Raw genomic sequence first — 24215 nt, 5'->3', positions numbered from 1 at the left:
AACCGCGCGGGCCAGCGGATAACCGCGCGCAGTGGTCAAGACCGCCGCAACGAGGCACCACCCAGTTCGGCCAGGCTCCGGTGCCCGGACAGCCCCATGGTGAGGTCGAAGTCGGCCAGCACGCTGCGCAGCACATGCCGCACACCGTCCTCACCGCCCAGCGCGAGACCGTAGACGTACGGCCTGCCGAGCAGCACCGCCCGCGCACCCAGCGCCAGCGCCTTGAGCAGGTCGGCCCCGGAACGCACGCCCGAGTCGAACAGCACCTCGATCCGGTCGCCCACCGCGCCCGCGATCTCCGGCAACACCTCCAGCGCGGCGATCGCGCCGTCCACCTGGCGCCCGCCGTGGTTGGACACCACGATCCCGTCCATCCCGGCATCCACCGCGCGGCGGGCGTCGTCCACGTGCTGGATCCCCTTGAGCACGATCGGGCCGTCCCAGTGCTCGCGCAGGAAGGGCAGCGCGTCCCAGCTCCGGTCGGCGCCGGTGACCAGGGAGATCCAGCGCAGGATCGCCGCGGGCGGGTCCTCCTCCGGGGTCCTGTCCAGCAGCGCGCGGAAGGCCGGATCGGAGAACGGCACGGCGACACCCTCACCGCGCAGGAACGGCAGATAAGCCCGGTCCAGATCGCAAGGCCGCCAGGCCAGGGTCCAGGTGTCCAGGGTGACCACCAGCGTGCTGTAGCCGGCCTGCTTGGCCCTGCTGAGAATGCTCGCGCAGACATCGGGATCGTGCGGCCAGTACAGCTGGAACCAGCGGGGCCCTTCCCCGCCCGCCGCCGCGACCTCCTCGATGGTGCTGGAGGAGGCCGTGGACAGCACGATCGGCAGGCCGAGCCCGGCCGCGGCCCGCGCGGTGGCCCGCTCGGCCTCCGGATGCATGATCGACTGCACCCCGACCGGGGCCAGCAGCAGCGGAGCCGGCATGCGCGTGCCGAGCACGGTGGTGGCCAGATCCCGCTCGGTGGCCTCGGTCAGCATCCGCGGCACGATCCGCCAGCGGTCGAAGGCCTCCCGGTTGGCCCGTGCGGTGGCCCCGGTGCCTGCGGCGCCCGCGGCGTACCAGAACGGGCCCGGCTCCAGCATGTCCCGCGCCGCGGCCTCCAGCTTCGTCGTATCGGTGGAGAGCAACGGGGTGGCGCCCTGGTACCCCTGGAGATAGATCTCGTTCTGGTAGCCGCCGAATCGCTCGCTCACCCAGGCCTCCCACAGACGGAACAGATCGTTACCCGCCGGTATCCTACGGGCCGGGATACCACCGCACCGGGGTCGCCGGGACCAGCCCGGACATCAACGTGGCGGGCTGGGCGCCCATATCGGCGAGCAGGTTGACGGTGGCCTGCCGCAGCACCGTGGAGGTGTTGTCGTTACCAGCCTGGTAGGTGTTGGCCGCGTCCACTCCGAACGCCCAGTTCACCGTGCCGGTGCCGAAGGTGATCCCGCCGGAGGAGCCGGATGGCTGCACCACCAGTCGGTGGGTGACCCGGCCGGAGCCGTAGACGTCCCCGGCGTCGGTCAGCACCAGCGCGCTCACCTGGTAGGTGGCGCTCGAGCAGTAGATCGCCTCCGGGTGCGGGTCGGCGAGGAACCGGCCGCCGGTGGTGGAGACGCCATCCGGGCCGTAGGTGTCCCATTCGAACCCGAGGATCTGGCCCGGCGAGGTCCACGACCCGGAGCCGAGCCCTGCGACCGGGGTGTTGCGCCACAGCGGGGTGGCCGCGTAGCCGCCCGCGACCGGCACCACCACCGGCCGGAAGTCCGGGCCGTTCACGCAGAAGATGGTGCCGGTGAACCGGTTCTCCGGGTCGTCGCCGCCCTCGCCCGCGCCGTCCGGGTCGCGCCAGGTACCGGTCCACTCCGGACGGCCGCTGCCACGGCCGTCGATGGTGGACTTCTGGCACTCCCAGCGCCGGGGCCGCCCCTCGGCGTCCCTGCGGTCCCCCACGGCGCGCCAGAACACCTCGTTTCCCGCGCAGCTGAACACGTTCAGCCCGCGTTCCTTGGCCGCCTCCCAGCCGGACCGCATGTCCGCCGACCAGTACTCGTTGTGCCCGAGGAACATGGCCGCGGATACCGTGCGCAGCAGGTCACCTTCCGGGTCACCGGCCGCGTCGAGGCAGGAGTAGTACTTGACGTCGTAGCCGTTACGTTCCAGGAACCGGACCATCGGGTACTCGCCGGTGAAGAAGTTGCTCCACTGCACGGCGCCGTAGCGCTGCCCGGTGTTGGCCGCGGCCCGGTTCACGATCGGCCGGTCGTAGTGCACATAACGGGCGCAGTCGACGGAGTACTGGTTGATCGCGGTGCCGAGGTAGAGGCTGTTGCCTGCCAGCAGCGCCCCACCGAGGCCGCCGAAGGCGTTGTAGGCCTGCCAGGTGGAGTCCGCTGGCATCACCATGAGATCCGCGGTGCGCGTGTCCTCCCGCAGCACGAACGGCACGTGGCTGGCGCCGCCGTCCGCGCGTTCCAGGCGCAGCAGGTAGACCCCGCTCGGCGCCCAGGACGGCGGGTCCCAGGCGAGGGTCACCGCCCAGTTCGAGCAGTCCGCCGAGGCCGGGGCGTGCCCCGGGTCGGCATTACGTGGGGCGGGCTGGGAGCGGGCGGCGGCCAACTGCTCCGCGTCCGGGGTCAGCGCGGCCAGCTCGCGCGCCCCGTCCCCGCCGTACCAGCCCAGCCGGTACACCCGCGCCGACCAGGCCGCGGTGTCGTTCTGGGCAATCTTGAACCGCACCGGCCCTCCGGTGTCGGCGCTGAACCCGTCGGCGAAGCCCTGTAGCCCGGGGACGCCGCCGAGTTCGGGGTCGGCGAGGTCCCACTCCTCCCGTGGCGTTCCGGGCAGCGCGTTCTCCGCCGCGACGATGGTGTGGTGCCGCGAGACGGTGAGCACGGCGCTGGCGCTGCCTCCGCCGGAGGCCGTCACGGTGCAGCGCACGCGCGCGAGGCCGGGGCCGGCGGGAGCGGTGTAGCCGGGGTGGCGGTGTCGGCGCCGGTGAGGCTGCCGCCGCCGGAGGTGATCTGCCAGGCGTAGCCGGTGATCGTCTGCCCTTCCGGAGCCGCGGCCCGCACGTCCAGGCCGACCGACCCACCCACGAGCACCGGGCGGGAGGCCCCCACGGTGACCGCGGGCGCATCGGGGCCGCCGGATCCGGTGGCGTAGCTGGCCAGGATCCGCGCGTGTGAGACCACGTTGCCGTTCCAGGTCACCGCGGTGTCGTACGGCGAGACCCCGTCGGCGGTCGCCTCCAGCACGGCCAGCGCGTGGCTGGGATTGTCCGCGCCGCCGGTCACCTGGAGGTCGGCCAGCTCGCCGAACCCGGCCAGCCAGGAGGTCACCGAACGGGAGGGCGCGCCGTCCGTGCCGCCGCCGACGCTGGCGATCAGCAGCCGTTCCCCGGGGCCAGGGATCAGCTCGGGGGTGCGGGCGGTGCGGGTGGCCACCCAGATCGCCTGCTCGGCGGCGATGGCGTCGAACTCGCCACCGGCGATCTCCAGTGCCACCCAGGCCAGCTGGCCTGCGACGCCCGCGGTGAACTGCCACCCGGCGGCGCCGTCCCCCGCCTTGTCGAACAGGTAGTGGCCGAGCCAGTTGACCGTATGGTCCCGGCGCGTCCACCCGGCGGGGGTGCTGATCGTGGTGTTGCCCGCGACCGCCACGACGACCCGGTTCGCCGGGTCCGTCGCGGCTGGCAGGCTCACCGGGATCCCGGTGTCCCCGTTGACCGAACCCGCTTCCCACTGCACCACCGGCACGACTCGACCCCTCTCCGTGCGACCGGTGGCCGAGGTTACAAGCCGAGCTCCCCCAGGCGGGTGCTGATCCGCGGATCCGTGGAGACCACCGGGGATTCCGTGCGCACCCAGGGGTCACCGCCGAAGTAGCGCTGGAAGATCTTCTCCGCGGTACGGGTGGCAAGCGCCTGCGTGGTCAGCGTCGGGTTCGGCCCGCCGAGTGCGTTGGCCAGCGCCGAGTTGTCCGCGACGAACAGCCGTTTCACCGCGCGTGCCTCGGCGTTGGCGTCCAGCACCGAGTTCCGCTCCGACTCCCCCATCCGCATCGAGGACTGCACGTGCAGGATCAGCGGGGCCCAGTCGATCCGGTACACCTTCTTCGCGCCCGCCCCACGCAGCAGCTCGGCCGCCTTGCGGGCCATGAACTCCCGGTTGCGATTGGTCCGGGCGGTGCGGTTGCGGTGCCGGAAGGAGACCTTGGGGATCGGCCCGTTCTCGTCGGCGGGCAGCGCCGAGAGGGTGACCCGGTTGTCCGCCTCCACATCGTCGTCGGTGATCACCAGGACACTCAGCAGCCGGTCCAGCCCGCCGGAGATCAGCTCCTTGAACTCCGGTCCGATCACCCGGCCGGCCGGCCCGTCCCACGGTCCGGTCGGGCCGCGCCCGTTGGTGTACTGGCCGCGGATCCCGCTGTCGGACAACGTGGTCGCGAAGGCGTTCAGCGCGGGCGGCAGACCCACGTTCTCCAAACCGCCGTAGGGCGGGAAGTCCAACCGCGCGGCCGAGCCGACCCCCTTGGGATTGCCGGTGTAGTCGTCCATCGCGCCGACCACCCAGTCGAAGAAGTGGTCGGTGTAGCCGCGGCCGACCCAGTCGTTCGGGTTGGGCAGGCCGCTGTTGAACCACAGCCGCGGGTTCTCCGTGCAGCCACCGGCCAGCACCACGACCCGCGCCTGCTCGCGATGCTCGGCACCGGAGGCGTTCTCCCGCCAGGTCACCCCGGTGGCGGTGAGCGCACCGCCGCGGGACTCGGCGTGGACCCTGGTCACGTAGGCGTCCGCGATCAGCTCCACCGGTCGCCCGCCAGGCGCCCAGACGTCCGCGGTCAGCGCCATCGGCACATAGCTGTTGTCGGTGGAACGCTTGGCGAACTGGTTGCGGGGCGCGCCGATCGGCCGCATGCAGCCCTGGAAGCAGTAGCCGCAGTGGGTGCAGCCGGTGGCCTGCGGGTAGGTCAGCAGGTTGCGGTCGGTGGTCCGCCCGGCGTTGCCGCCCGGTTGCAGCACCGCGTTCTCCTGCGGCCGGTATGAGGGTCCCAGCGTGGTCTTGGTGGTCTGCACCGGCAGGCCGAGGGTTTCGCAGCCCCGGAAGAAGGTCTGTTCCTTGGCCCCCATCGCCGCGGTCAGCACCGGCGCGGTGGCCTCGACCCACTCGAAGTAGGGCACCATCTCCCCGTAGGAGAACGGGAACCGGTGGTTGACGTCGTACTCGGCGCGGTCCGGCTTGTCGTAGTCGTTGAACACCCCTGGGTAGGCGCGCGGATAGTTGCCGTAGAAGTGCTGGGTGGTGCCGCCCACCCCGGACAGCTGCCACACGAAGGAGTTCTGCGGCCACTCCCGGAACCAGGCCGGGCGGGAGCGGTCCTCGGGACCGAGCCGGAAGTAGCCGGTCAGCGGGTTGTTCGCGTCGTTCTCGAAGCTGGTCCACTGCTCGCGGGGATCGGCGTGCCGCGGCCCGGCTTCCAGCACCAGCACGTCCAGGCCCCTGGCGGCCAGTTCCTTGGCCACGACCGGGCCGCCACCCCCGGCCCCGATGATGATCACGTCGCGCATCAGTCGTGCACCTCCGTCCGCCCCTGGTAGTAGCCGATGAAGTCGTCCCAGCCCTCGACCGGGCCGTTCGGTTGATAGCCGGTCAGCTGCCAGCCGACCGGACGGCCGGTGAGCTGCTTGGTGCGCTCGTCGAACACCGCGTACTCGGTGTAGGCGCCGAAGGTGGCGAACTCGATGAGCGCACCGCCGACGAACTTCAGCAGGCCGGATACGGAATGCCGGAGCGGCTCGGGGAAGTGCACGTCCAGCAGGGCGACCAGATCGGAGTCCTGGCCCTCCAGCAGCTGGAACACCCTGGCCTTCTCCGCGTAGGACAGCCGGGCGAACGGGGAGAGGAACGGCCCGTTCACCGCCAGCGGGTTCACCTGGGTGGCCAGCAGGTTCAGGGTCGAGGCGATCGGCAGCGAGAGCGGGAGGGTGGCGTCGTTCTCCAGCAACGCGCGCAGGGCCTTGTCCAGGGTGCCCAGCTGGACCGGCAACAGGTCCAGGCCGGGCAGCTCGATCCCGGTGTCGGCGAGGCCGGTGGCCAGCGCCGCGCCGATCGGCTTGGCGACCTGGTCCGGGAACGGCACGAAGTTGTCCAGCGCGTTCATCAGGAAGTCGGTGCCCTCGGCCGCCAGCCCGCCGGGGGTGTCACTGGGCGTGCCCTGCGCGGTCGAGTACCGGTCCGTGCCGGGCACCACGAACACGGTCAGGCCGTTCAGGGTGTCCCTGGACAGCTCGGCCAGCACCGGGCGGAGCAGGCCGACCAGCCCGGACAGCGGGTCACCTTCAGCGGCGGGTGCGGGGCCAAGCGCACTGCGCGGCAACAGGCCGCCTGCGCCGACAGCGGCCCCGAGCAGGCCGATCCGCGCCAGGAACGCACGGCGCGCCAACGGGGGTTTCGGGTTCATCGTCGCTTCTCTCGCGTGGTGGGGTCGGATGTCACGAGTAGCCAATCCGGCACTCTGTGTCTAACAGCCGAATGGCCCAGTAGCACTAGGCCGAATGCCCAGAATGTCCCGTATCAGAGTGTGCAGGATCACAGTGCCGCAACTCGTGCGCGATCAGCGCGAGGGACAGCGCCAGCCCACCCCGGTAGTCGTGCGGGGCATGCCCGAGCAGACTTTCCAGCCTGCGCAACCGGTTCAGCACGGTATTGCGGTGGCAGTACAGCCGCGCCGCGGTGGCCGCGGCGGAACGGTTGGTCTCCAGCCAGACGGTCAGCGTCTCCAGCAGCACGGCCCGCTCGGCGGCAGGCAGCCGCAGCAGCGGGCCGAGCACCACCTCCACCAGCCGGTCGCCCAGCTCGGGTGAGCGTGCCACCAGCGCCTCCGGGAGGCGCTGGTCCAGCGCGGCGAGGCCGGCCTCCTCCTGCGGCAGCGTACGCAGCGCCAGCAGGGCGAGGTCGTGCGCGGTGCCGACCTCACCGAGCCCTTGCACGTTCGGGCTCACCCCGACCCTGGCGCGCACCCCGGCACGCAACAGCTCCAGCACCGAGCCCACATCCCTGCGTTCCAGTGCCACCAGCCCGACCAGCGTCTGCGCCCGCGGCTGCCACACCGAGCGGACCCCGTGCACGGCGAGGGCGTCCTGCGGACCGGCCAGGCCCGGCGTGCCGTCCGCGGCCAGGTCGGCGGCCAGCACGACGTAGCAGCTCTGCACCGGCAGTCCCAGCTCGGCCGCGGCCTGCTCGGCGAATCCACCCTCCTGGCCCCGGCCGCGCAGCAGATCCTCCACCAGCGCGTGCCGCCGGTGTTCGTCCAGCCTGCGCAGCCGTACCTCGGCATCCCGGTATGCCCTGGCCAGCGCGGAGGACGCCTCGTCGACCACGGTCCACACCGCGGTCGCCACGTCCAGCATCTGCTCCCTGTCGACCCGCTCGTCCTCCTTGGCCATCCGCACCAGGGCGCGCCAGATCACCCGGCCGCCGAGGCGGTAGGAACGCAGCACCGAGTCCAGTGGCACCCGCTGCTCGGCCCGCCGGGTGCCGGTGGCCGCCGCGGCATCGAAGGGCTGCACCCCGGCAGGCACCCTCCCGCCCAGCAGTTGCAGCACCCGCCGCAGGTTGGTGCGGCAGGAATGGCGCAGCTCGGCCAGGGTCACCAGCGCGGCATCGTGGTAGCCGGGGTTCTCGGTGAGGATGTCGGCAACCAGGTCCTCGGTCAGCGTGTCCAGCTCGTCGGCCAGTGCCCTGGCCATCCGCTCCGTCAGCTCGACCATCGCCGCCCTCCAGCTCGTCGGGTCAGTATGCGCGCCCCGGCCGAAACTCGTTCGCGCCCCCAGGGAATATTTAGTAGGGCTATGCAAGTTGGTGTATGGCGGGACTCGACTGGTGGGAGATTGATGAGCACGGACACGGAGGAAAGACCGGCGACCGGTAGCCGGCCACCCAGCACCATCCGCTACGCACTCATCCTCGGCGGGCTCACCGCCTTCGGACCGCTGTCCATCGACATGTACCTGCCCGCGCTGCCCACGATGAGCGGCGACCTACGAGCATCCAGCTCCACCCTGCAGCTGACCCTCACCGCGTTCTTCATCGGGCTCGCGCTCGGCCAGCTGGTGATCGGCCCGCTTTCCGACGCCTTCGGCAGGCGCAGGCCGTTGCTGATCGGGATCACCATCTACGCCGCGGCCTCGGTGCTCTGCGCGCTCAGTCCTTCGGCGGAGCTGCTGATCGCGGCACGCGGGTTGCAGGCGATCGGTGCCTCGGCCGGGATGGTGGTGGCCCGCGCGACCGTGCGGGACCTGTTCGGCGGGACCGCGATGACCCGGTTCTTCTCCATGCTGATGCTGGTCACCGGGCTGGCTCCGATCCTGGCCCCGATAGCCGGTGGCCAGGTGCTGAACTGGACGTCCTGGCGCGGGGTGTTCCTGGTGCTCACCGGGTTCGGCGCGGTGCTGCTGCTGGTCGTGACGATCGCCCTGCCCGAGCCGCTGCCGCCGGAGCGGCGTACCCCGGCCAGGCTGGGCGCCGCGACGCGCACCTACCTCGCGCTGCTGCGTGACCGGGCCTTCCTCGGCTACGCGCTGGCCTCCGGGCTGGTGCTGGCCGGCCTGTTCGCCTATATCGCGGGTTCCTCCTTCGTGCTGCAGGACGTCTACGGCCTGAGCCCGCAGCAGTACAGCCTGGTGTTCGGGGCCAACGGCATCGGCATCGTGCTGCTGGGCCAGGTGAACGGCCGGATCGTCGGCCGGTTCCCGGAACGGGTGCTGCTGCGTACCGGCCTGCTGGTCGGCGCGGGCAGCGCACTGGCGATGGTGCTCGGGCTCAGCCTCGGGCTCGGGCTGGTCGCCCTGCTGCCGCCGCTGTTCCTGATCATCTCCAGCATCGGGCTCACCATGCCGAACATCACCTCGCTCGCGCTGGCCGACCACCCGCAGACCGCGGGATCGGCCTCGGCGCTGTTGGGCGTGCTGCAGTTCGTGCTCGGCGGGGTGGCCTCCCCGCTGGTCGGGCTCGGCGGCACCTCCTCGGCGCTGCCGATGGCGACAATCATGGCGAGCTTCGGGCTGCTCGCGCTGCTGGTATACGCCCTGCTGACCCGGCGGCGGGCGGCGGAAGCCCTGCCCGCGACGGCATAGCGGCCGAACTCAGCCCGTCTGACCCGCCAGCTCGGCGAGGTCGGCGTGCCGGAGGCGATCGGCGTCCACCGGGATCCCCTTGTCCACCAGGGCTTGCAGGGCGTCGCCGTGCTCCCAGACGTTCACGTTCAGCGCGGCGGTCACCTGGCCACGCACCATCCAGAAGGCGATGAACTCCCTGGTGTGCAGCTCACCGCGGATCACCAGCTCGTCGGCGTCCGGATCGGCCAGCCCGCGGTACTCGCAGCCGAGGTCATACTGGTCGGAGAAGAAGTACGGCACCCGCAGGTACGGCTCGTGCGCGCCGAGCAGATTGCCTGCGACGTGGCTGCCCTGGTGCCTGGCGTTTGCCCAGTGTTCGACCCGCACCCGCCTGCCGTAACGCGGATGGAAGTGGGCTGCGACATCACCGGCCGCGTACACGTCCGGGGCCGCGGTGCGCAGGCCCGCATCCACCCGGACGGCGCCGTCATCGGCCAGCTCCAGGCCCGCGGCGTGCGCGAGCGACACCCGCGGGGCCGCTCCCACCGCGACCAGCACCACATCCGCCTCGAGTTCGGCACCATCACTCAGCCGGACCCCACGTACCCCTTCCGGTCCCCCGGTGAACTCGCTGACCTGCACCCCCAGCCGCCAGCGCACCCCGTGCTCGGCATGCAGCTCGCGGAACATCGCCGAGATCTCCGCGCCGAGTACGTCCCGCAACGGGGCAGTGGCCTGGTCCAGCACGGTGACCTCGGCCCCGTGCCTGCGCGCGGCGGCCGCAGCCTCGGTTCCGATCCAGCCGGCCCCGACGACCACCACCCGCTCCGCATCGGACAGCGCCGAGCGCAACGCGAGCGAGTCCTCCAGGGTGCGCAGGGTGCGCAGGCCGGGCAGGTCGCTCCCGGGCACCGGCAGCGAGCGTGGGTAGGAGCCGGTGGCCAGCAGCAGCCGGTGGTAGCGGTGGTGCTCGCCCGCCGCGTCGAAGACCTGCCGGGACCCGAGCTCGACCCGGGTCGCGGCCACCCCCGCCCGCAGGTCGATGTCGTGCGCGGCGTAGAAACCCTCCTCGTGCACCCAGTCCGGCTCGTCGGTATCGCCCAGCAGCACCGCCTTGGACAGCGGCGGTAGCTCGTACGGGCGATGCGGCTCGGCCGCCAGCACCAGTACATCACCGGAGTAGCCCTGCTCCCGCAGGGCACCCGCGGCGGAGGCACCGGCAAGGCCGCCGCCGATGATCACGATTCGCTGCGGCTCGGACATGGTCGACTCCCTCGGCAAGAGTGGCGCACCTCACTGCGAACACCCTCGACGCTACCGCGCGGCGCAGGCGGCTGGCAGTGCGGCCGGTGGCCCGATCGGAGTCGACATCGGAGTGGGCAAGGAATTTCCGACAATGGCGTCACGGGTACCGGGTGTGTCCGTCTCCCCTGCGCACGCAACAGAACCCGAGAAGACGAGGGGCGATTGCCGTGGCGGCGCGGGATGAATGGGCGATCAGCTGCCGGGACCTCGCCGGCAGGCGGAGGGAGCTCACCGTGTTCGTGAGCAGCGACCGCGTAGTGCTGGTCGCGCCACCGGGCGAGGCGGCCATCCTCGCGCCACTCGACGTCGGCAGACTGCGCGCCGCCCTGCGGGACGCGGTGGTGGCCGCGGGCCAGCCGGCCGCGGAACTGTAACCAGGGTGACAGCTTTACCTACTAGCCAGTAGTCAGTGTCATCATTCCGGTGATGACGAACTACTTCGTGACGGGAGCGACCGGGTTCATCGGGCGGCGGCTGCTGGCGCGGCTGCTGGAGCGACCGGACACCGGCACCGTCTACGCGCTGGTCCGGGCGACCTCGCGGGAACGGCTGGCCGAGCTCACCAGGGACTGGCCGGGTGCGCGGCGGCTGGTTCCGGTGACCGGCGATCTCACCACCGACGCCCTCGGGGTGGAGCCCGCCCAGCTGCGGCCGATCGACCACCTGGTGCATCTCGCCGCGAGCTACGACCTGACCGCGGGCGATGCGGACAACCGCGTGGCCAATGTGGACGGTACCCGCAACGTGCTGGCCTTCGCGGCGGCCGCGGGCGTTGGCAGGTTGCATCATGTGTCCTCCATCGCCGTGGCAGGCGACCACAGGGGCCGGTTCACCGAGTCCGACTTCGATCTGGGACAGGGCTTCGGGTCGCCGTACCACGCGACCAAGTTCGAGGCCGAGCGGCTGGTTCGGCAGCAGACCACGGTGCCGTACTCGGTGTACCGGCCCTCCGCGGTGGTCGGCGACTCGCGCACGGGGGAGATGGACAAGATCGACGGGCCGTACTACTTCCTGCCCGCCATCTCGCGGCTCGCCGCGCTTCCCTCCCGGTTGCCGCTGGCCGGACCGGAACTCGGCGCCACCAACCTGGTGCCGGTGGACTACGTGGTCGCGGCCATGGATCACCTGATGCACCGGGACGCCCCCTCCGGGGCCACCTACCACCTCGGCTCGCCGCGGCCGCAGCCGTTGACCGAGGTGTACAACGCCTTCGCGCGGGCCGCGGGCGCACCGCTGATCGGCGGCACCCTGCCCGGCCCGGCCTCGGCGATGTTCCGCGCGGCCGGTGGCAGGCTCGCCGGGTTCGCCGCGGCCGGGATCGACCGGCTGCCCGGCGGACGAGCGGCCCGCGCGGCCGTGCTCGCCGAGCTGGGCATTCCGCTGGAGGTGCTGCCGCACCTGAGCATGGCGGTCGAGTTCGACACCGCGGCGACGGTGGCGGCACTGGCCGGCTCCGGGGTCGAACTGCCCGAGCTGGCCGAGTACGCCGGGCCGCTGTACCGGTACTGGCGCGGGCACCTCGACCCGGACCGGGCACGGACGCGAGACCACCGCGGCGCCCTGCACGGCCGGACCGTGCTGATCACCGGCGCGTCCTCGGGGATCGGCAGGGCGACCGCGCTGCGGGCAGCCCGGCGCGGCGCGACCGTGCTGCTGGTGGCCAGGCGCGCCGAGGAGCTGGAGGCCGTGCGCGCGGAGATCATCGAAGCGGGTGGCGCGGCGGCGGCCTACCCCTGCGACCTCACCGAGGACGAGGCGGTGGACGCGCTGGTCAAGGACGTGCTCGCCGAGCACGGCGGGGTGGACATGCTGGTCAACAACGCCGGCCGGTCGATCCGCCGCTCGGTGCTGCTGTCCACCGAGCGGTTCCACGACTTCGAGCGCACCATGGCGATCAACTACTTCGGCCCGGTGCGCCTGACCCTCGGCCTGCTGCCCTCGATGGCCCGGCGCCGGTTCGGCCACATCGTGAACGTCACCACCCAGGGCCTGCAGACCGACACCCCGCGCTTCGCGGCCTACCTCGCATCGAAGGCCGCGCTGGAGGAGTTCGGCCTGGCCGCCGGCAGGGAGACCCTTTCCGCGGGCATCAGCTTCAGTTCGGTCCGGATGCCGTTGGTGCGCACCGAGATGATCGCCCCCACCGGCCTGTACCGGACCCTGCCCTCCAGCAGCCCGGAACGCGCCGCCGCCCTGGTGATCAAGGCATTGGAGCGGCGCCCGCAGATCGTCGACCTGCCTGAGGGCCGGGCCGCCGAACTCGCCGCCCGCGTTGTCCCTGGCCTCGCCCGCCTGGCCGCCAACCTGGCGTACAACGTGGTCCCCGAATCAGCCCCGGAACTGCGCCACCTCCCCCGTCGCCCGCCGTTGGCCGCCCTCGCCGCCACCGCAACCCGCCTCCTCTGGCGCCGCCGCCCCTGACCGACCCGCGTGTTTGCTCTCCACGCGCGTGTGTTTGCCGTTCCCGCGCACGCTTTGGCTGTCCGCGCGCATGCTTTGGCCGTTCCCGTACATCGTTGCTGTTCGCGTTGGCGAGTTTGCTGTTCGCGTGGGTGGTGGGGGTGGTTGTGGTTGGGTTTCAGGCACGCCTCCGGCGCGCCGTGGGGCACTGGCGCTGCACGCATCACCACTAGCAGGGCTGGTTGCTAGCGCCAGCACCCCACGGAACGGGCACCTCGGGCCCGGCCTGGCATGCATTCTGTGTCGAACACGCATTCGAGTGAATACCGGCGGGTACACATTCACACGGGGAATTCTTGTCGGTCCCGTCGATACAATTATGGGTATGGACAGACACAGTTCTGATCCGCACACGGATCCCCCCGAAGACGCACTCACCACACTCGACCTATTGGAGGCCAACGAACGCGCCATCGCCCGGCTGGAGGCGCGGCGGGTGCTGCTGGTGGCCGACCTCGCCCAGGACGGGGGTGAGCGGGTCTCGCTGGTGACCGAGATCGCCGGGCGCCTCTACTGGACCCGGCACCGGGTGGAGGAAGCCCTGGCGCTGGGGCAGCACCTCACCCGGTTGCCGAACACCCTCGCCGCGTTCCGGGAGGGCCGGATTGATCAGGAGAAGGTGAAAGCGGTGGTGGAACCCACCGCGGTCCTCACCGACCACCAGGCCCGCGAGGTGGATGAGCGGATGGGCGACAAACTGGAGCGCAAGGACCGGACGAGTTTGCGGCGGTCGGTGCGCTACCAGGTGCTGGCCGTGGACCCGGACGGGGTGGCGCGGCGCACCCGGGCGCGGCGGGCACAACGGTCCCTGGAACTCATCCATCAGGACGATGGGGTGTCCAGCCTTACGGCCGACCTCCCGACGGAGGTGGCCAGTGCGATTTATGCGCGGTGTGACCGGGCCGCCCGACGGATGCGGAAAGAAGGGGACAGTCGCACGTTGGAACAACTGCGGGCGGACGTGTTCGCCGACCTCACCCTGCGGGAACAGGGTGAGATCCGGGCGCCGCGGACGGAGGTGTACCTGTACTTCGCGGCCAGCTCCCTGCTGGGGCTGGATGAGCAGCCGGGGTACGTGGCCGGGCATGGGCATATCCCGGCGTCGTTGGCGCGGGAGCTGGCCACCCACCCCGACAGCGTCTGGCGGCGGTTGTTGACCGACCCGGCCACCGGGCATCCCACCGATCTGGGGCGTACGCGGTACCGGCCGCCGGCGGCGCTGGATGAGTTCGTGCGGGTACGGGACCGGGAGTGTCAGGGCATCGGGTGCCACCGGCCCTCGCAGCAGTGCCAGAACGACCACACCACCGACTGGGCCAAGGGCGGCACCACCTGTGAGGAGGAGCTGGTCGGGTACTGCGAGCGCGACCACCACCTGAAGGACCTGCCGGGATGGAAATACGAGGTGATCGACGGGGTGCCGACCATCACCACACCCCACGGGGACATCCACCAAAGCCCACGCGAACCACTCCACGAACCCCTCACCCCAGACAACGACAAACCACCGTTCTGAGGACTCAGGCGAACAGGAATTCCAGCTCGTCCGGTTCCTCGTAGGAGCGGCGGGAAAGGTCCGCGGTGGCCAGGCCGATGTCTACCTTGGGCACCGGTTGCGGACGCTCGCATACCACAAAAGCAGTCGCGCAGTAGTCGTCGATCCGCTCGAACAGGCCGCTGGCGATTACCGGACCCTCGTGCCGCCGCTGGATGCCATTACCAGCCACCCTGCCTTCGGCGATTGCTCGGTCCAACCTGTCCTGCTCACCTTCCAGAAAATGGTCGGCGCCGATTTGCTGAATAGTGACCCGCAATTCTTCCGCAAACACGATCGGATCCAGCACATGCCAGCGATAGCAGCCGACGAACTCCGGCAATGTTCCCAGGCCGGAACCGGGCTCCCGCACCTCGAGTGGCGCGCCGCCGTAGAGTGCGTGATGCGGGCCCATCCCCCAGGCGGTGCCGACATAGTCTTCCAGGCCGGTGCCACAGATCGTGGGAAGCTCGGTGTCGCCGTCCCGGTAGACCTTCACCTCGCCCTCGCCGTACCAGGTTCCCGGGTCCAACGGCCGCACGCCGAGCACACAGCCGAGGAACCGGCCGGGCCCGGCGAGACCCTCGCAGATCACGAAGTCCTCCCGCGGCGCCGTGGGGTTCTGCCGCCGGAAGCTCGCGTGCAGCCTGCCTGTCCCCGCCGTCTCCTCGAGGGTGTAGTCCACCTGGTAGTACAGCTTCACCGGGCGCGAGGAGCCGTTGACGAACTCCGCGCGGAACCGGTCGCCGAAGGCCATCGGAACGAAACTGTTGCAGCCGCGCGCCTCCTGGATGCTGCTCAGCGCGCTGGCGAAACCGACCGGCCTGCCGTGGGGCGCACCGAAAAAGTCCAGGCACGGGACCGAGATGCTCGGCTCCGTCAGTTCGTCGTAGAACACCTCCAGGTAGAGCGCCCGGTTCTGCTCGGGCGGGCCGGGTGGGAAGGTCATCCACACATGCCGCACGGTGCCCGGGCCGCGCAGATCCGCCAGGGTGACCCGCTCCCCCGGCTGGATATCCCTGCTGGGCGCGCCCTTCCGGCCCGCCGCCGCGGCGCCACCGGCACCACGTGCGCCGGTCGGATTCTCGAAGGTGGCCGCCCGGGAGTCCAGCCCGGTGGGAACGCGCGTCAGATCCGTGACATCGACCATGTACGCAACGTATCAGCGGGTGCGCAGCAAGCGAAGAAGGCCGGGCAGAACCGGTCAGGTACCGAGCAGGCCCTTCGCGATATGGGTCACCTGGATCTCGTTGCTGCCCGCATAGATCATCAACGACTTCGCGTCCCTGGCCAGCTGCTCCACCCGGTACTCCGCCATATAGCCATTGCCGCCGAAGAGCTGGACCGCCTCCATGGCGACCTCGGTGGCGGCCTCCGAGGAGTACAGCTTCATCGCCGAGGCCTCGGCCAGCGTCGGCAGGCTGCCCGCACGCAGCATCTCGATGGTCCGGAAGACCATGTTCTGCACGTTCAGCCTGGCGATCTCCATCTTCGCCAGCTTGTACTGGATCAGCTGGAACCGCCCGATCTCCTGGCCCCACAGCGAGCGGCTGTTCGCGTAGTCCACGCACAGCCGGTGGCACTCGTTGATGATCCCGAGCGACAGCGCGGCGACGCCCATGCGCTCGAAGGAGAAGCTCTCCCGCGCGCTGTCCTTCCCGTCGCCGCCCTTGTGCTCCTCGGTCTCCCCGAGCAGCCGGTCCCTGCCCAGCCGCACGTTGTCGAAGAAAAGCTCCCCGGTGGGCGAGGAGTTCATGCCCATCTTCTTGAACGGCTTGGACTGGGTGAGGCCGTCCATTCCGGAGTCCAGCACGAAGGTGAGTACCTTGCGATCCCGTACCGGGACACCGTCACCCTCGTCCAGCTTGGCGTAGACGATGATGGTGTCGGCATACGGGCCGTTGGTGATGAACGTCTTCCGCCCGTTCAGCACATAGGCGTCGCCGTCCCTGCGGACATAGGTCTTCATCCCGCCGAAGGCATCCGAACCCGAGTCCGGTTCGGTGATCGCCCACGCGCCGACCTTCTCGAAGGTGGCCAGGCCGGGCAGCCAGCGTTCCTGCTGCGCCAGCGTCCCCCTGGACAGGATGGTGGACCCGGTGAGCCCGATGCTGACCCCGATCGAGGCCACGATGCCCAAGCTCACCCCCGCCAGCTCGCTGATCGCGATCAGCGCCATCCCCTCCTGGCCGCCGAGCCCGAATCCGGGGCCGTTACCGGAGGAGGTCCGCTCTCCCGCCTCCTTGGCCCGGCGGCTTTCCAGCAGCTTGCCGATGGACTCCCGCGCCATCGCATCCACCCCGAAGGAGGCGAACAGCTTGCGGATGATCCCGTACGGCGGCAGCTCCCCGCTCTCCAGCTCGTCCACCCGTGGCCGGATCTCTTTGTCGACGAACTCCCTGATCGCGTCCCTGATCAGCAGGTCGGTCTCGGACCACTCGATCATGCGGACCCCTCGCCAGGCAGGCGCGCGGCGATGTCCTCGATCCGCCACGGGCCCTCGGTCTCGATGGTCCGCACGTCGTGCCATCCGGCCAGCTCGGAGATCGCCTCGCCCTGCACGGCGAAGACCTTGCCGCTGATCGGGCACTTCTCGGTGGCGAGGTAGGCCACCAGCGGCGAGATGTTGGCCGGGCTGAACGCGTCGAACTCGCCCTCCTCCACCTCCTGCGCGAAGATCGCGCCCATCCCGGGGGTGGCCAGGGTGAGCCGGGTGCGGGCGATCGGGGCGATCGCGTTCACCCGCACCCCGTAGCGCTCCAGCTCGCCTGCGGCGACCAGGGTCAGCGCCGCTATACCCGCCTTGGCCGCGCCGTAGTTGGCCTGCCCCGCGTTCGGCATCGTGGTGCCAGAGGCCGAGGCGGTGTTGATCACCGAGCCGGCTACCTGCTCCCCCGCCTTGGAACGCGCCTTCCAGTACGCCGCGGCATGCCGCAGCACGGCGAAATGCCCCTTGAGGTGCACGTTGATCACGGCATCCCACTGGGACTCCTCGAGCCCGGCGATGAAGCCGTCCCGCAGGATGCCCGCGTTGTTCACCACCACATCGAGCCTGCCGAACTCGGAAACGGCCTGCTCCACCAGCGCGCCCGCACCATCCCATTCGGCCACGTTGTCGGTGTTGGCGACGGCCCGGCCACCGGCCGCGACGATCTCATCGGCCACCTCCCGAGCCGGACCCGCGTCCGCGCCGCTGCCGTCGTTGCCCCCGCCGAGGTCGTTGACCACCACGCTCGCGCCCTCGGCCGCGAACAGCAGGGCGTGCTCGCGGCCGATCCCGCGCCCTGCACCGGTGACCACGGCGACGCGCCCGTCCAAAGCTCCCATGGGTTACCTCTCAGTCCGCTACGACGGCAAGGCCGTCCTTGATCACGAGCTCCGTGCCCGCCGTGGTCTCGAAGGCATAGCTGACGCCCCGCTCCGGCTGCCCGGCCCGCCAGATCCGGGTGATGATGTCCTGGCCGGGCAGCACCGGCTTGGAGAACCGCACGGCGAGCCGCTTCAGCCGGTCGCCGCGCCCGCCTGCGACCTCGGTCAGCACCGCCCAGGAGGTGAAGGCCATGGTGCACAGGCCGTGCGCGATGATCCCCGGCAGACCGGCGGCCTTGGCGATCTCCTCGTCCAGGTGGATCGGCATCGGATCACCGGCCGCGGGGCCGTACCGGAAGGTCTGGTCGGTGTCCACATGCTGCCGCACCTCCGCCACCGGCGGCTGCTCGCGCAGGGACTCGTCGAATTTGTGCTCAGGGGCAAGGGTGCCGACCGCCGCACCGGCGTCGAACTTGCGGAAGAACGCGGTCACGTACTGCTCGTTGACCAGTTCCCCGCTCTCGGTTCGGCATTCCAGGTAGATCGCCGAGGCGGTGCCGTTCGGCAAGCCCTGGTAGCCGGTCATCTTCCCGCGGGAGACCAGCTTGTCCCCCGGCCGCAACGGCCGATGGAACAGGAAGTCCTGCTCCCCGTGCACCAGGCGCGGGATCAGCTCCACCGGGACGACCTCCAGCGCCGGCTCCATCAGCGCCTGGAACACCGGCACGATGGCGAACACCGGCGGTGCGACCTCACCCGCGAGGTGCGCCTCGATGGGGTCGTTGGTGGCCTTGGCGTACTCCACGATCCGTTCCCTGGTCACCTCGAACCGGTGCTCCTCGGTCCAGGTGTCCAGCCCGCTCGGGTCGAAGCCCAGTTCCTCCGCAGCCATCCCGATCAGCCCAGCAGTTCCTTGAGCTTCTCCATGGACTGGTCCAGGTTCTTCTTGCCGTCCTTCTCCACGGCCTTGCCCAGCGCGCCCACGATCATCTGGCCGGTGAACTCGGCGTCGATGGTGGCCTTCGAACCGCCGGGGGCCTCCTGCACGGAAAGGTCGAACCGCACCTTCACCCCGGCCATCCCGGTTCCGGAAATGGACAGTGTGGACGGTGCATCGTAAGTGTCCACTGTCCACTCGATGGTGTTCGGCATGCCCATCATGGTGACCACCTCGGTGACCTTGCTGCCCTGCTTGAACTCCGCGGGCACCTCGCCCTTCCACTTGGTGTGGATGGTCAGCCATTTCTCGAAGTTGTTCGGGTCGGAGAAGACCTCCCACACCTGCTGCGGTGTGCCGGGAAGGTCGACCGAAGCGTTGATCTGGCCCATGGCGTCCTTGCCTTCCTGTTTCGGTGTGCGGTGGATAGCTCAGCGTTCGGCGGGCCGGTAGGCGGTCACCACAACCGCACCACCGAGCCCGATGTTGTGTTGCAGGGCCACCTTGGCGTCCGTGACCTGGCGATTCCCCGCGGTTCCGCGCAGCTGCCAGGTGAGCTCGGCACACTGGGCCAGCCCGGTCGCCCCGAGCGGATGTCCCTTGGAGATCAGGCCGCCGGAGGGATTGACGACCCACCTGCCGCCATAGGTGGTGTCCCCGGCGTCGACCAGCTTGCCGCCCTCGCCCTCCGGGCACAGGCGGAGCGCCTCGTAGGTGATCAGCTCGTTGGTGGAGAAGCAGTCGTGCAGCTCGATGACGTCCACATCGGAGGGTTCGAGACCGGAACGCTGGTAAACCGCGTCCGCAGCCGCCCTGGTCATCTTGCCGCCGACCAGGCTAATGGCAGAGTTGTCCTCGAAGGTGCTGCGCATATCGGTGACCATGGACTGGCCGACGATCTCCACCGCCTGCCCGGCGAGGCCGTGCCGGTCCACGAAGTCCTCGCTGGCGATGATCGCGGCGCCGGAGCCGTCCGATGTCGGCGAGCACTGCAGCTTCGTCAGTGGTTCGTAGATCACCTGCGCGTCCAGGATGTCCTGCAAGGTGTAGGAGTCCTGGAACTGCGCGTACGGATTGTGCACCGAGTGCCGGTGGTTCTTCTCGCCGATCCTGGCGAACTGCTCCGGGGTGGTGCCGTAGGTGTCCATATGCTCCCGCCCGGCCGCGCCGAACATCCACGGTGCGGGCGGCATCGCCACCTCATGCAGCTCGGCCAGCGCGAGGATGTGCTTGAGCATGGGCTGCTCGCGGTCGTCGTAGGTGCTGCCGAGCGAGCCGGGCTGCATCTTCTCGAACCCGAGTGCCAGCGCGCAGTCCACCGTGCCGCTGCGCACCGCCTGCGCGGCCAGGAACAGCGCGGTCGAGCCGGTGGAGCAGTTGTTGTTCACGTTCACCACCGGGATGCCGGTCAGGCCGAGCTCGTAGACGGCCCGCTGGCCGGAGGTGGACTCGCCGTAGACGTAGCCGACGTAGGCCTGTTCCACCCGCTCGTAGCCGATCCCGGCGTCGGAGAGCGCGAGCTCACCGGACTCCTTGGCCATCGCAGGGTAGTCCCAGTCCGCACGGCGGCCCGGCTTCTCGAACTTCGTCATCCCGACGCCGACGACGTATGTCTTGGTGCTCACCGGGGCTCCCTCGCTGCTCGGCTGCTCGCTCCCACGCGGATGTACACAAACATACCAACCGGATTGTATGTTGACTAGGGTTGGCTACTTTAGCAGTTCACCGCCGGTCCAGCAGGGCCAACCGGTCACCCGTTCGTACAGTTACCTTCCGTTGTGTTCGCAAGTTAAACTCCGCCGCGATCCGAACCGAGGTGCCGGACGCAGGGAGCGAGGGATGACCGTTCAGCGTGACCGGAGCGCGCCGCCGGGCGAGGAGCCGAGGCCGGGGACGGTTCCCGCGCACTACGTCGAGGCCGCGCTGCTCGGTGCCCGGCGCCGTGGCCTCGACGTGGCCGAGCTGCTCGCCAGGGCGGGGATCTCCCCCGTGCTCGCCACCGCAAGGGCCGTGGTGAGCGTGCAGCAGTTCACCGCTGTGGTCCGGGTGCTGATCGAGGCGCTGGACGACGAGTTCCTCGGCCGCGCCCGGCAGCCGGTGCCGCGCGGTGCGTTCGCCGTGATGTGCCAGAGCGCCGTGCACGCCGAACATCTCGCGGGCGCGCTCGCCAGGATGTGCCGGTTCTACCGGCTGCTGCCCGGCACCCCGGAGCTGCGCCTGGTCCGCGACCAGCGGGAAGCCCGCTTCGAGTGTGCGGTCGATCCGGCCGCGGATCCGGACCGGTTCCTCAGCGAGTCGGTGCTGCGGCTGGCGTGCCACTTCAGCGGCTGGCTCATCGGCGGCCGCGCCCGGCTGCGTGGAGTCGAACTGCCCTACCCCGCCCCGGAGCATGCCGGGGACTACCCGCTGACCTTCGGCTGCCCCATCCGGTTCGATGCGGAAGGGCCCGCGCTGGTGTTCGAGCCGGGTTCGCTGGAGGCGCCGGTGGTACAGGACGAGCGGGCCCTGCGCGGGCTTCTGCTCGGCTCGCCATCGGAGCTGGTGTACGGCCGCGCGGACACCGGGGCCAGCGTCGCCGACCAGGTACGGCGGATCCTGGAGCGCAGCCTCGGCGGCGAGGTCGCGACCCCGGCCGAGGTGGCCGCCAGGCTGCGGATCAGCCAGCAGACCCTGCGGCGCAGGCTGGCCAGGGAACGGACCTCGTTCGCCGACATCCGTGCGGAGCTGTTCCGGGATGTCGCGATCTCCATGCTCACCGCGGGAAAGGGCTCGGTCAGCTCACTGGCCGAGCGTCTCGGCTTCTCCGAACCCAGCGCCTTCCGCAGGGCGTTCAAACGCTGGACGGGTGCGACTCCCAGCTCATTTCACCCTGGCAAGCGGGCGGCACCGGCCGGCCGGTGCTAGGGAGGAGGCATGAACCAGCAACTGTGGAACGCGGTCGACGACTACTTCGCCGAGCGGCTGATCCCCGCCGATCCGGCGCTGGATGCCGCGATCAAGGCGAGCGAGGACGCCGGCCTGCCGTCCATCGCGGTGGCACCGAACCAGGGCAAACTACTCAATCTGCTGGCCAGGATGTCCGGAGCGCGCCGCATCCTGGAGATCGGCACCCTGGGTGGGTACAGCACGATCTGGCTCGCCAGGGCGCTGCCCCCTGGCGGCCATCTGGTGACCCTGGAGGCGGACCAGCGGCATGCCGAGGTGGCCGAGGCCAATCTGGACCGGGCGGGCCTTTCCGATCTGGTCGAGGTCCGGCTCGGCAAGGCTCTGGAGGTCCTGCCCGGGATCGAGGGCCCGTTCGGCCTCACCTTCATCGACGCGGACAAGGAGAACAGCGCCGAGTACTTCCGGGCCGCGCTGGAACGGTCCGAACCGGGCAGTGTGATCGTGGTGGACAACGTGGTACGCAGGGGGCAGATCGTGCGGGAGGACGAGCGGGACGCCGCGACCGAGGGGATCCACCGGCTGCACGAGCTGATCGCGGGTGAGCCGAACGTGGACGCGACCGCGTTGCAGACGGTCGGCGGCAAGGGCTACGACGGGCTCACCATCGCGCTCGTCACCGGCTGACCCGGGGCGGGGGCGCCGGTGGCAGCCTGCTAACCGGAAGGTCCCGGTGGTAGTCCGCCATGAAGGACCGCCAGATGTCCGCCGGGATCGTCTCGCCGGTCACCCGCTCGTTGCGGGCGTCCCGGAGCCTGCGTTCCCGGTCGGCTCCGACCCAGACGGCGGTGGCCAGCTGCGGGGTGTACCCGGCCATCCAGGCCGCGGAGTTGTCCCCGGTGCCCGCGAACCGGTGCGTACCCGCCTTCGCCGCCGCGGGCCGACCACCCGGCAGGTCCGCGCTGCGCTCGCCGACCTCGCGCAGGGAGGCGGTCACCTCGGCGGCGATCCGGGCGTCCCGGCCGGAGCTCTCCGGCCCAGTGCCGAAGGCGGGTACCCCGGACGGCCTGCGCTGCCAGGCCACCTCGCCGTCCTCGTCCCGCACCCTGGCCACGAAATGCGGCCGCACACGCATGCCCTGCCCGGCGAAGGTGGCGTAGGCGCCTGCGAGGTCGAGCGGGCGCACGGGGTAGCGGCCCACCGCGATCCCGGGGCCGATCGAGACGCCGTCCGGCTCGCGCAGGGTCGGCTCGCCCGCGATCTCCGCCGGGATACCGGCGTCCCTTGCGGCCTCACTGACGTTCTCCGCGCCGAAGGCCTTGGTCATCGCGACGAACGGGGTGTCGGCCGACACCCTGGTGGCCTCCCGGACCGAGCAGCGCTCGGTACTCGCGCAGTCGGTCGCGTTACGGAACTCCTCCCCACCGAAATGCATCCGGTGCGGGGCGGGAAAGGTCTTCTCGATCCCGCTGCCCTGCCGGAGCCCGGCCACCGTGACGAACGGGTGGAAGGCCGACCCCGGTGGTCGCGGGGTGGCCGCATAGTCGCGCACGTTCCAGGAGCCACCGTGGTAGGCGACCACGGCCCCGGTTTCCGGTGCCACCGCGACCAGTGCGGCACGCAGGTGGTCCGGCTGGCCCGCCAGCCGTTCGCGCACCACCCGCTCGCTCTCCGCCTGGGCGCCGGGGTCGATGGTGGTCTCGATCCGCATCCCCTCCCGCCGCAGCCGGTCCATGGGCACCCCTTCCCGCTCCAGCTCGGCCAGCACCCGTTGCTTGATGTGGTACTCGGTATAGCTGAGCTGACCGGCCCTGCTCTCGGCCGGATCGGCGATCTCGTCGCCGGGGTAGCTGATCCGGGCGCGCTCGGAAGGCTCCAGGTAACCGCGCTCGACCAGCTTGGCCATCACGTACTCCCAGCGCTTCTTGGCGTGCGCATGGCCGGAGACCGCCGGGTCGTGCACCGAGGGCGACTGGATCATCCCGGCGAGGAAGGCGGCCTGGCTCCAACTGAGACCGTCCTCGATGGACTTGCCGAAGTAGGCCTCGATCGCGGCCGCCGGGCCGTGCGTGTTCCGCCCGAAGGAGATGATGTTGACATAGCTCTCGAAGATCTCCTCCTTGCGCTGCTCCTGGGTGATCTTGGTGGCCAGCACCAGTTCCTTGAACTTGCGCAGGTAGGTCGCCTGATCCTCGCCGGTGGACTTCTTGATGTACTGCTGGGTGATCCCGGAGCCGCCGCCGACCCCGGTGATCGCGGCCCTGGCGATGCCCGCCGGGTCGAAACCCTCGTTCTCCCAGAACGTCGGGTCCTCCACCGCGATGATCGCCTCCCGCAGCCGCCGCGGCACCTCCTGGTACGGCACGAACCGGCGGTCCCCGTCCTCCGGGGTGAGCTTCAGTAACTCGCTGCCGTCGGCGTACTCCAGCACGACGGTCTTCTCCAGCCCGGCCAGCACCTGGTGCGGATCGCGCACGTCCCAGATCAGGTACCCGACCAGGAAGGCCAGCACCGGGACGACGATCCCGATGCCGGTCACCCAGTAAGCGGTCCGCCGGATCCGGCGCCAGATCCGTTTGCGGCGGGCCGGCGTAGCGCCCTGGTCGCCCGATTCGTCCGAGTCCGTCACCTTTCGACCTCCTGAGCCGGTAGGGCGTCAATCAGCCACCGGTCTC

General features: G+C 70.5%; 20 protein-coding genes. 6 read left to right on the top strand and 14 right to left on the bottom strand.

The window, feature by feature from the left end:
- Positions 1–35: 35 nt before the first annotated feature.
- From KOI47_RS11865 to KOI47_RS11840, 6 genes are all read right to left on the bottom strand, one after another.
- A complete protein-coding gene (locus KOI47_RS11865; protein ID WP_216216030.1) occupies positions 36–1199 on the bottom strand; it encodes an alpha-hydroxy-acid oxidizing protein in 1164 nt (387 codons plus the stop codon).
- A gap of 43 nt (positions 1200–1242) precedes the next feature.
- Complete coding sequence (locus KOI47_RS11860) at positions 1243–2934, bottom strand: N,N-dimethylformamidase beta subunit family domain-containing protein (RefSeq protein WP_216216029.1); 1692 nt, start codon at positions 2932–2934, stop codon at positions 1243–1245.
- Positions 2919–3752 (bottom strand): hypothetical protein, encoded by an 834-nt coding sequence (locus tag KOI47_RS11855; protein ID WP_216216028.1) that lies wholly within the window; start codon positions 3750–3752, stop codon positions 2919–2921. The genes KOI47_RS11860 and KOI47_RS11855 overlap by 16 nt, the downstream gene beginning before the upstream one ends.
- 35 nt (positions 3753–3787) lie before the next feature.
- The gene (locus tag KOI47_RS11850) at positions 3788–5563 is read right to left on the bottom strand and encodes a GMC family oxidoreductase N-terminal domain-containing protein (protein ID WP_216216027.1); all 1776 of its coding nucleotides are present in this window, start codon (positions 5561–5563) and stop codon (positions 3788–3790) included.
- Complete coding sequence (locus KOI47_RS11845) at positions 5563–6456, bottom strand: hypothetical protein (RefSeq protein WP_216216026.1); 894 nt, start codon at positions 6454–6456, stop codon at positions 5563–5565. The genes KOI47_RS11850 and KOI47_RS11845 overlap by 1 nt, the downstream gene beginning before the upstream one ends.
- 85 nt (positions 6457–6541) lie before the next feature.
- Positions 6542–7765, bottom strand: coding sequence for a PucR family transcriptional regulator (locus tag KOI47_RS11840; RefSeq protein ID WP_216216025.1), 1224 nt, complete (start codon positions 7763–7765; stop codon positions 6542–6544).
- Between the two features lie 123 nt (positions 7766–7888).
- On the opposite strand from KOI47_RS11840, the gene KOI47_RS11835 reads away from it, so the two are divergent.
- Complete coding sequence (locus tag KOI47_RS11835) at positions 7889–9130, top strand: Bcr/CflA family multidrug efflux MFS transporter (RefSeq protein ID WP_216216024.1); 1242 nt, start codon at positions 7889–7891, stop codon at positions 9128–9130.
- 9 nt (positions 9131–9139) lie between these two features.
- On the opposite strand, the gene KOI47_RS11830 is transcribed toward KOI47_RS11835, so the two are convergent.
- A complete protein-coding gene (locus tag KOI47_RS11830) occupies positions 9140–10375 on the bottom strand; it encodes an NAD(P)/FAD-dependent oxidoreductase (protein WP_216216023.1) in 1236 nt (411 codons plus the stop codon).
- A gap of 209 nt (positions 10376–10584) precedes the next feature.
- On the opposite strand from KOI47_RS11830, the gene KOI47_RS11825 reads away from it, so the two are divergent.
- From KOI47_RS11825 to KOI47_RS11815, 3 genes are all read left to right on the top strand, one after another.
- A complete protein-coding gene (locus KOI47_RS11825) occupies positions 10585–10791 on the top strand; it encodes a hypothetical protein (RefSeq protein ID WP_216216022.1) in 207 nt (68 codons plus the stop codon).
- Positions 10792–10843: 52 nt separating this feature from the next.
- Positions 10844–12838 (top strand): SDR family oxidoreductase, encoded by a 1995-nt coding sequence (locus tag KOI47_RS11820; protein ID WP_216216021.1) that lies wholly within the window; start codon positions 10844–10846, stop codon positions 12836–12838.
- Between the two features lie 364 nt (positions 12839–13202).
- The gene (locus KOI47_RS11815) at positions 13203–14393 is read left to right on the top strand and encodes a DUF222 domain-containing protein (protein WP_216216020.1); all 1191 of its coding nucleotides are present in this window, start codon (positions 13203–13205) and stop codon (positions 14391–14393) included.
- A gap of 4 nt (positions 14394–14397) precedes the next feature.
- Here the strand turns inward: KOI47_RS11815 and KOI47_RS11810 are convergent, their stop codons facing one another.
- The 6 genes from KOI47_RS11810 to KOI47_RS11785 are packed head-to-tail and all read right to left on the bottom strand — an operon-like array spanning position 14398 to position 20282.
- Positions 14398–15561: a glycoside hydrolase family 172 protein gene (locus KOI47_RS11810; protein ID WP_216216019.1), complete on the bottom strand. Its 1164-nt coding sequence runs from the start codon at positions 15559–15561 to the stop codon at positions 14398–14400.
- A gap of 54 nt (positions 15562–15615) precedes the next feature.
- Entirely contained in the window at positions 15616–16857 is a 1242-nt protein-coding gene (locus KOI47_RS11805; protein ID WP_216216018.1) for an acyl-CoA dehydrogenase family protein, read from the bottom strand.
- On the bottom strand, positions 16854–17738 hold the full coding sequence (locus tag KOI47_RS11800) for an SDR family oxidoreductase (RefSeq protein ID WP_216216017.1): 885 nt from the start codon (positions 17736–17738) through the stop codon (positions 16854–16856). The genes KOI47_RS11805 and KOI47_RS11800 overlap by 4 nt, the downstream gene beginning before the upstream one ends.
- A gap of 10 nt (positions 17739–17748) precedes the next feature.
- Positions 17749–18612 carry a MaoC/PaaZ C-terminal domain-containing protein gene (locus tag KOI47_RS11795; RefSeq protein ID WP_216216016.1) on the bottom strand — a complete coding sequence of 288 codons (864 nt, stop codon included), beginning with the start codon at positions 18610–18612 and terminating at the stop codon, positions 17749–17751.
- Between the two features lie 5 nt (positions 18613–18617).
- Positions 18618–19049, bottom strand: coding sequence for a type II toxin-antitoxin system Rv0910 family toxin (locus tag KOI47_RS11790; protein ID WP_216216015.1), 432 nt, complete (start codon positions 19047–19049; stop codon positions 18618–18620).
- A 39-nt stretch (positions 19050–19088) separates the two neighbouring features.
- The gene (locus KOI47_RS11785; protein ID WP_216216014.1) at positions 19089–20282 is read right to left on the bottom strand and encodes a lipid-transfer protein; all 1194 of its coding nucleotides are present in this window, start codon (positions 20280–20282) and stop codon (positions 19089–19091) included.
- A gap of 214 nt (positions 20283–20496) precedes the next feature.
- Here KOI47_RS11785 and KOI47_RS11780 point away from each other — a divergent pair, with 214 nt between their 5' ends.
- Positions 20497–21561: an AraC family transcriptional regulator gene (locus KOI47_RS11780; protein WP_216216013.1), complete on the top strand. Its 1065-nt coding sequence runs from the start codon at positions 20497–20499 to the stop codon at positions 21559–21561.
- Positions 21562–21570: 9 nt separating this feature from the next.
- Positions 21571–22227 (top strand): O-methyltransferase, encoded by a 657-nt coding sequence (locus KOI47_RS11775; protein ID WP_216216012.1) that lies wholly within the window; start codon positions 21571–21573, stop codon positions 22225–22227.
- On the opposite strand, the gene KOI47_RS11770 is transcribed toward KOI47_RS11775, so the two are convergent.
- Positions 22217–24169 (bottom strand): transglycosylase domain-containing protein, encoded by a 1953-nt coding sequence (locus tag KOI47_RS11770; protein ID WP_216216011.1) that lies wholly within the window; start codon positions 24167–24169, stop codon positions 22217–22219. The two genes, KOI47_RS11775 and KOI47_RS11770, sit on opposite strands and share 11 nt — an antisense overlap.
- Between the last annotated feature and the right edge of the window lie 46 nt (positions 24170–24215).

Source organism: Amycolatopsis aidingensis (genome assembly GCF_018885265.1).
GTDB lineage: Bacteria > Actinomycetota > Actinomycetes > Mycobacteriales > Pseudonocardiaceae > Amycolatopsis > Amycolatopsis aidingensis.
The sequence above is the reverse complement of the archived record's forward strand: the minus strand, read 5'-3'. Positions and strand labels throughout refer to the sequence as shown.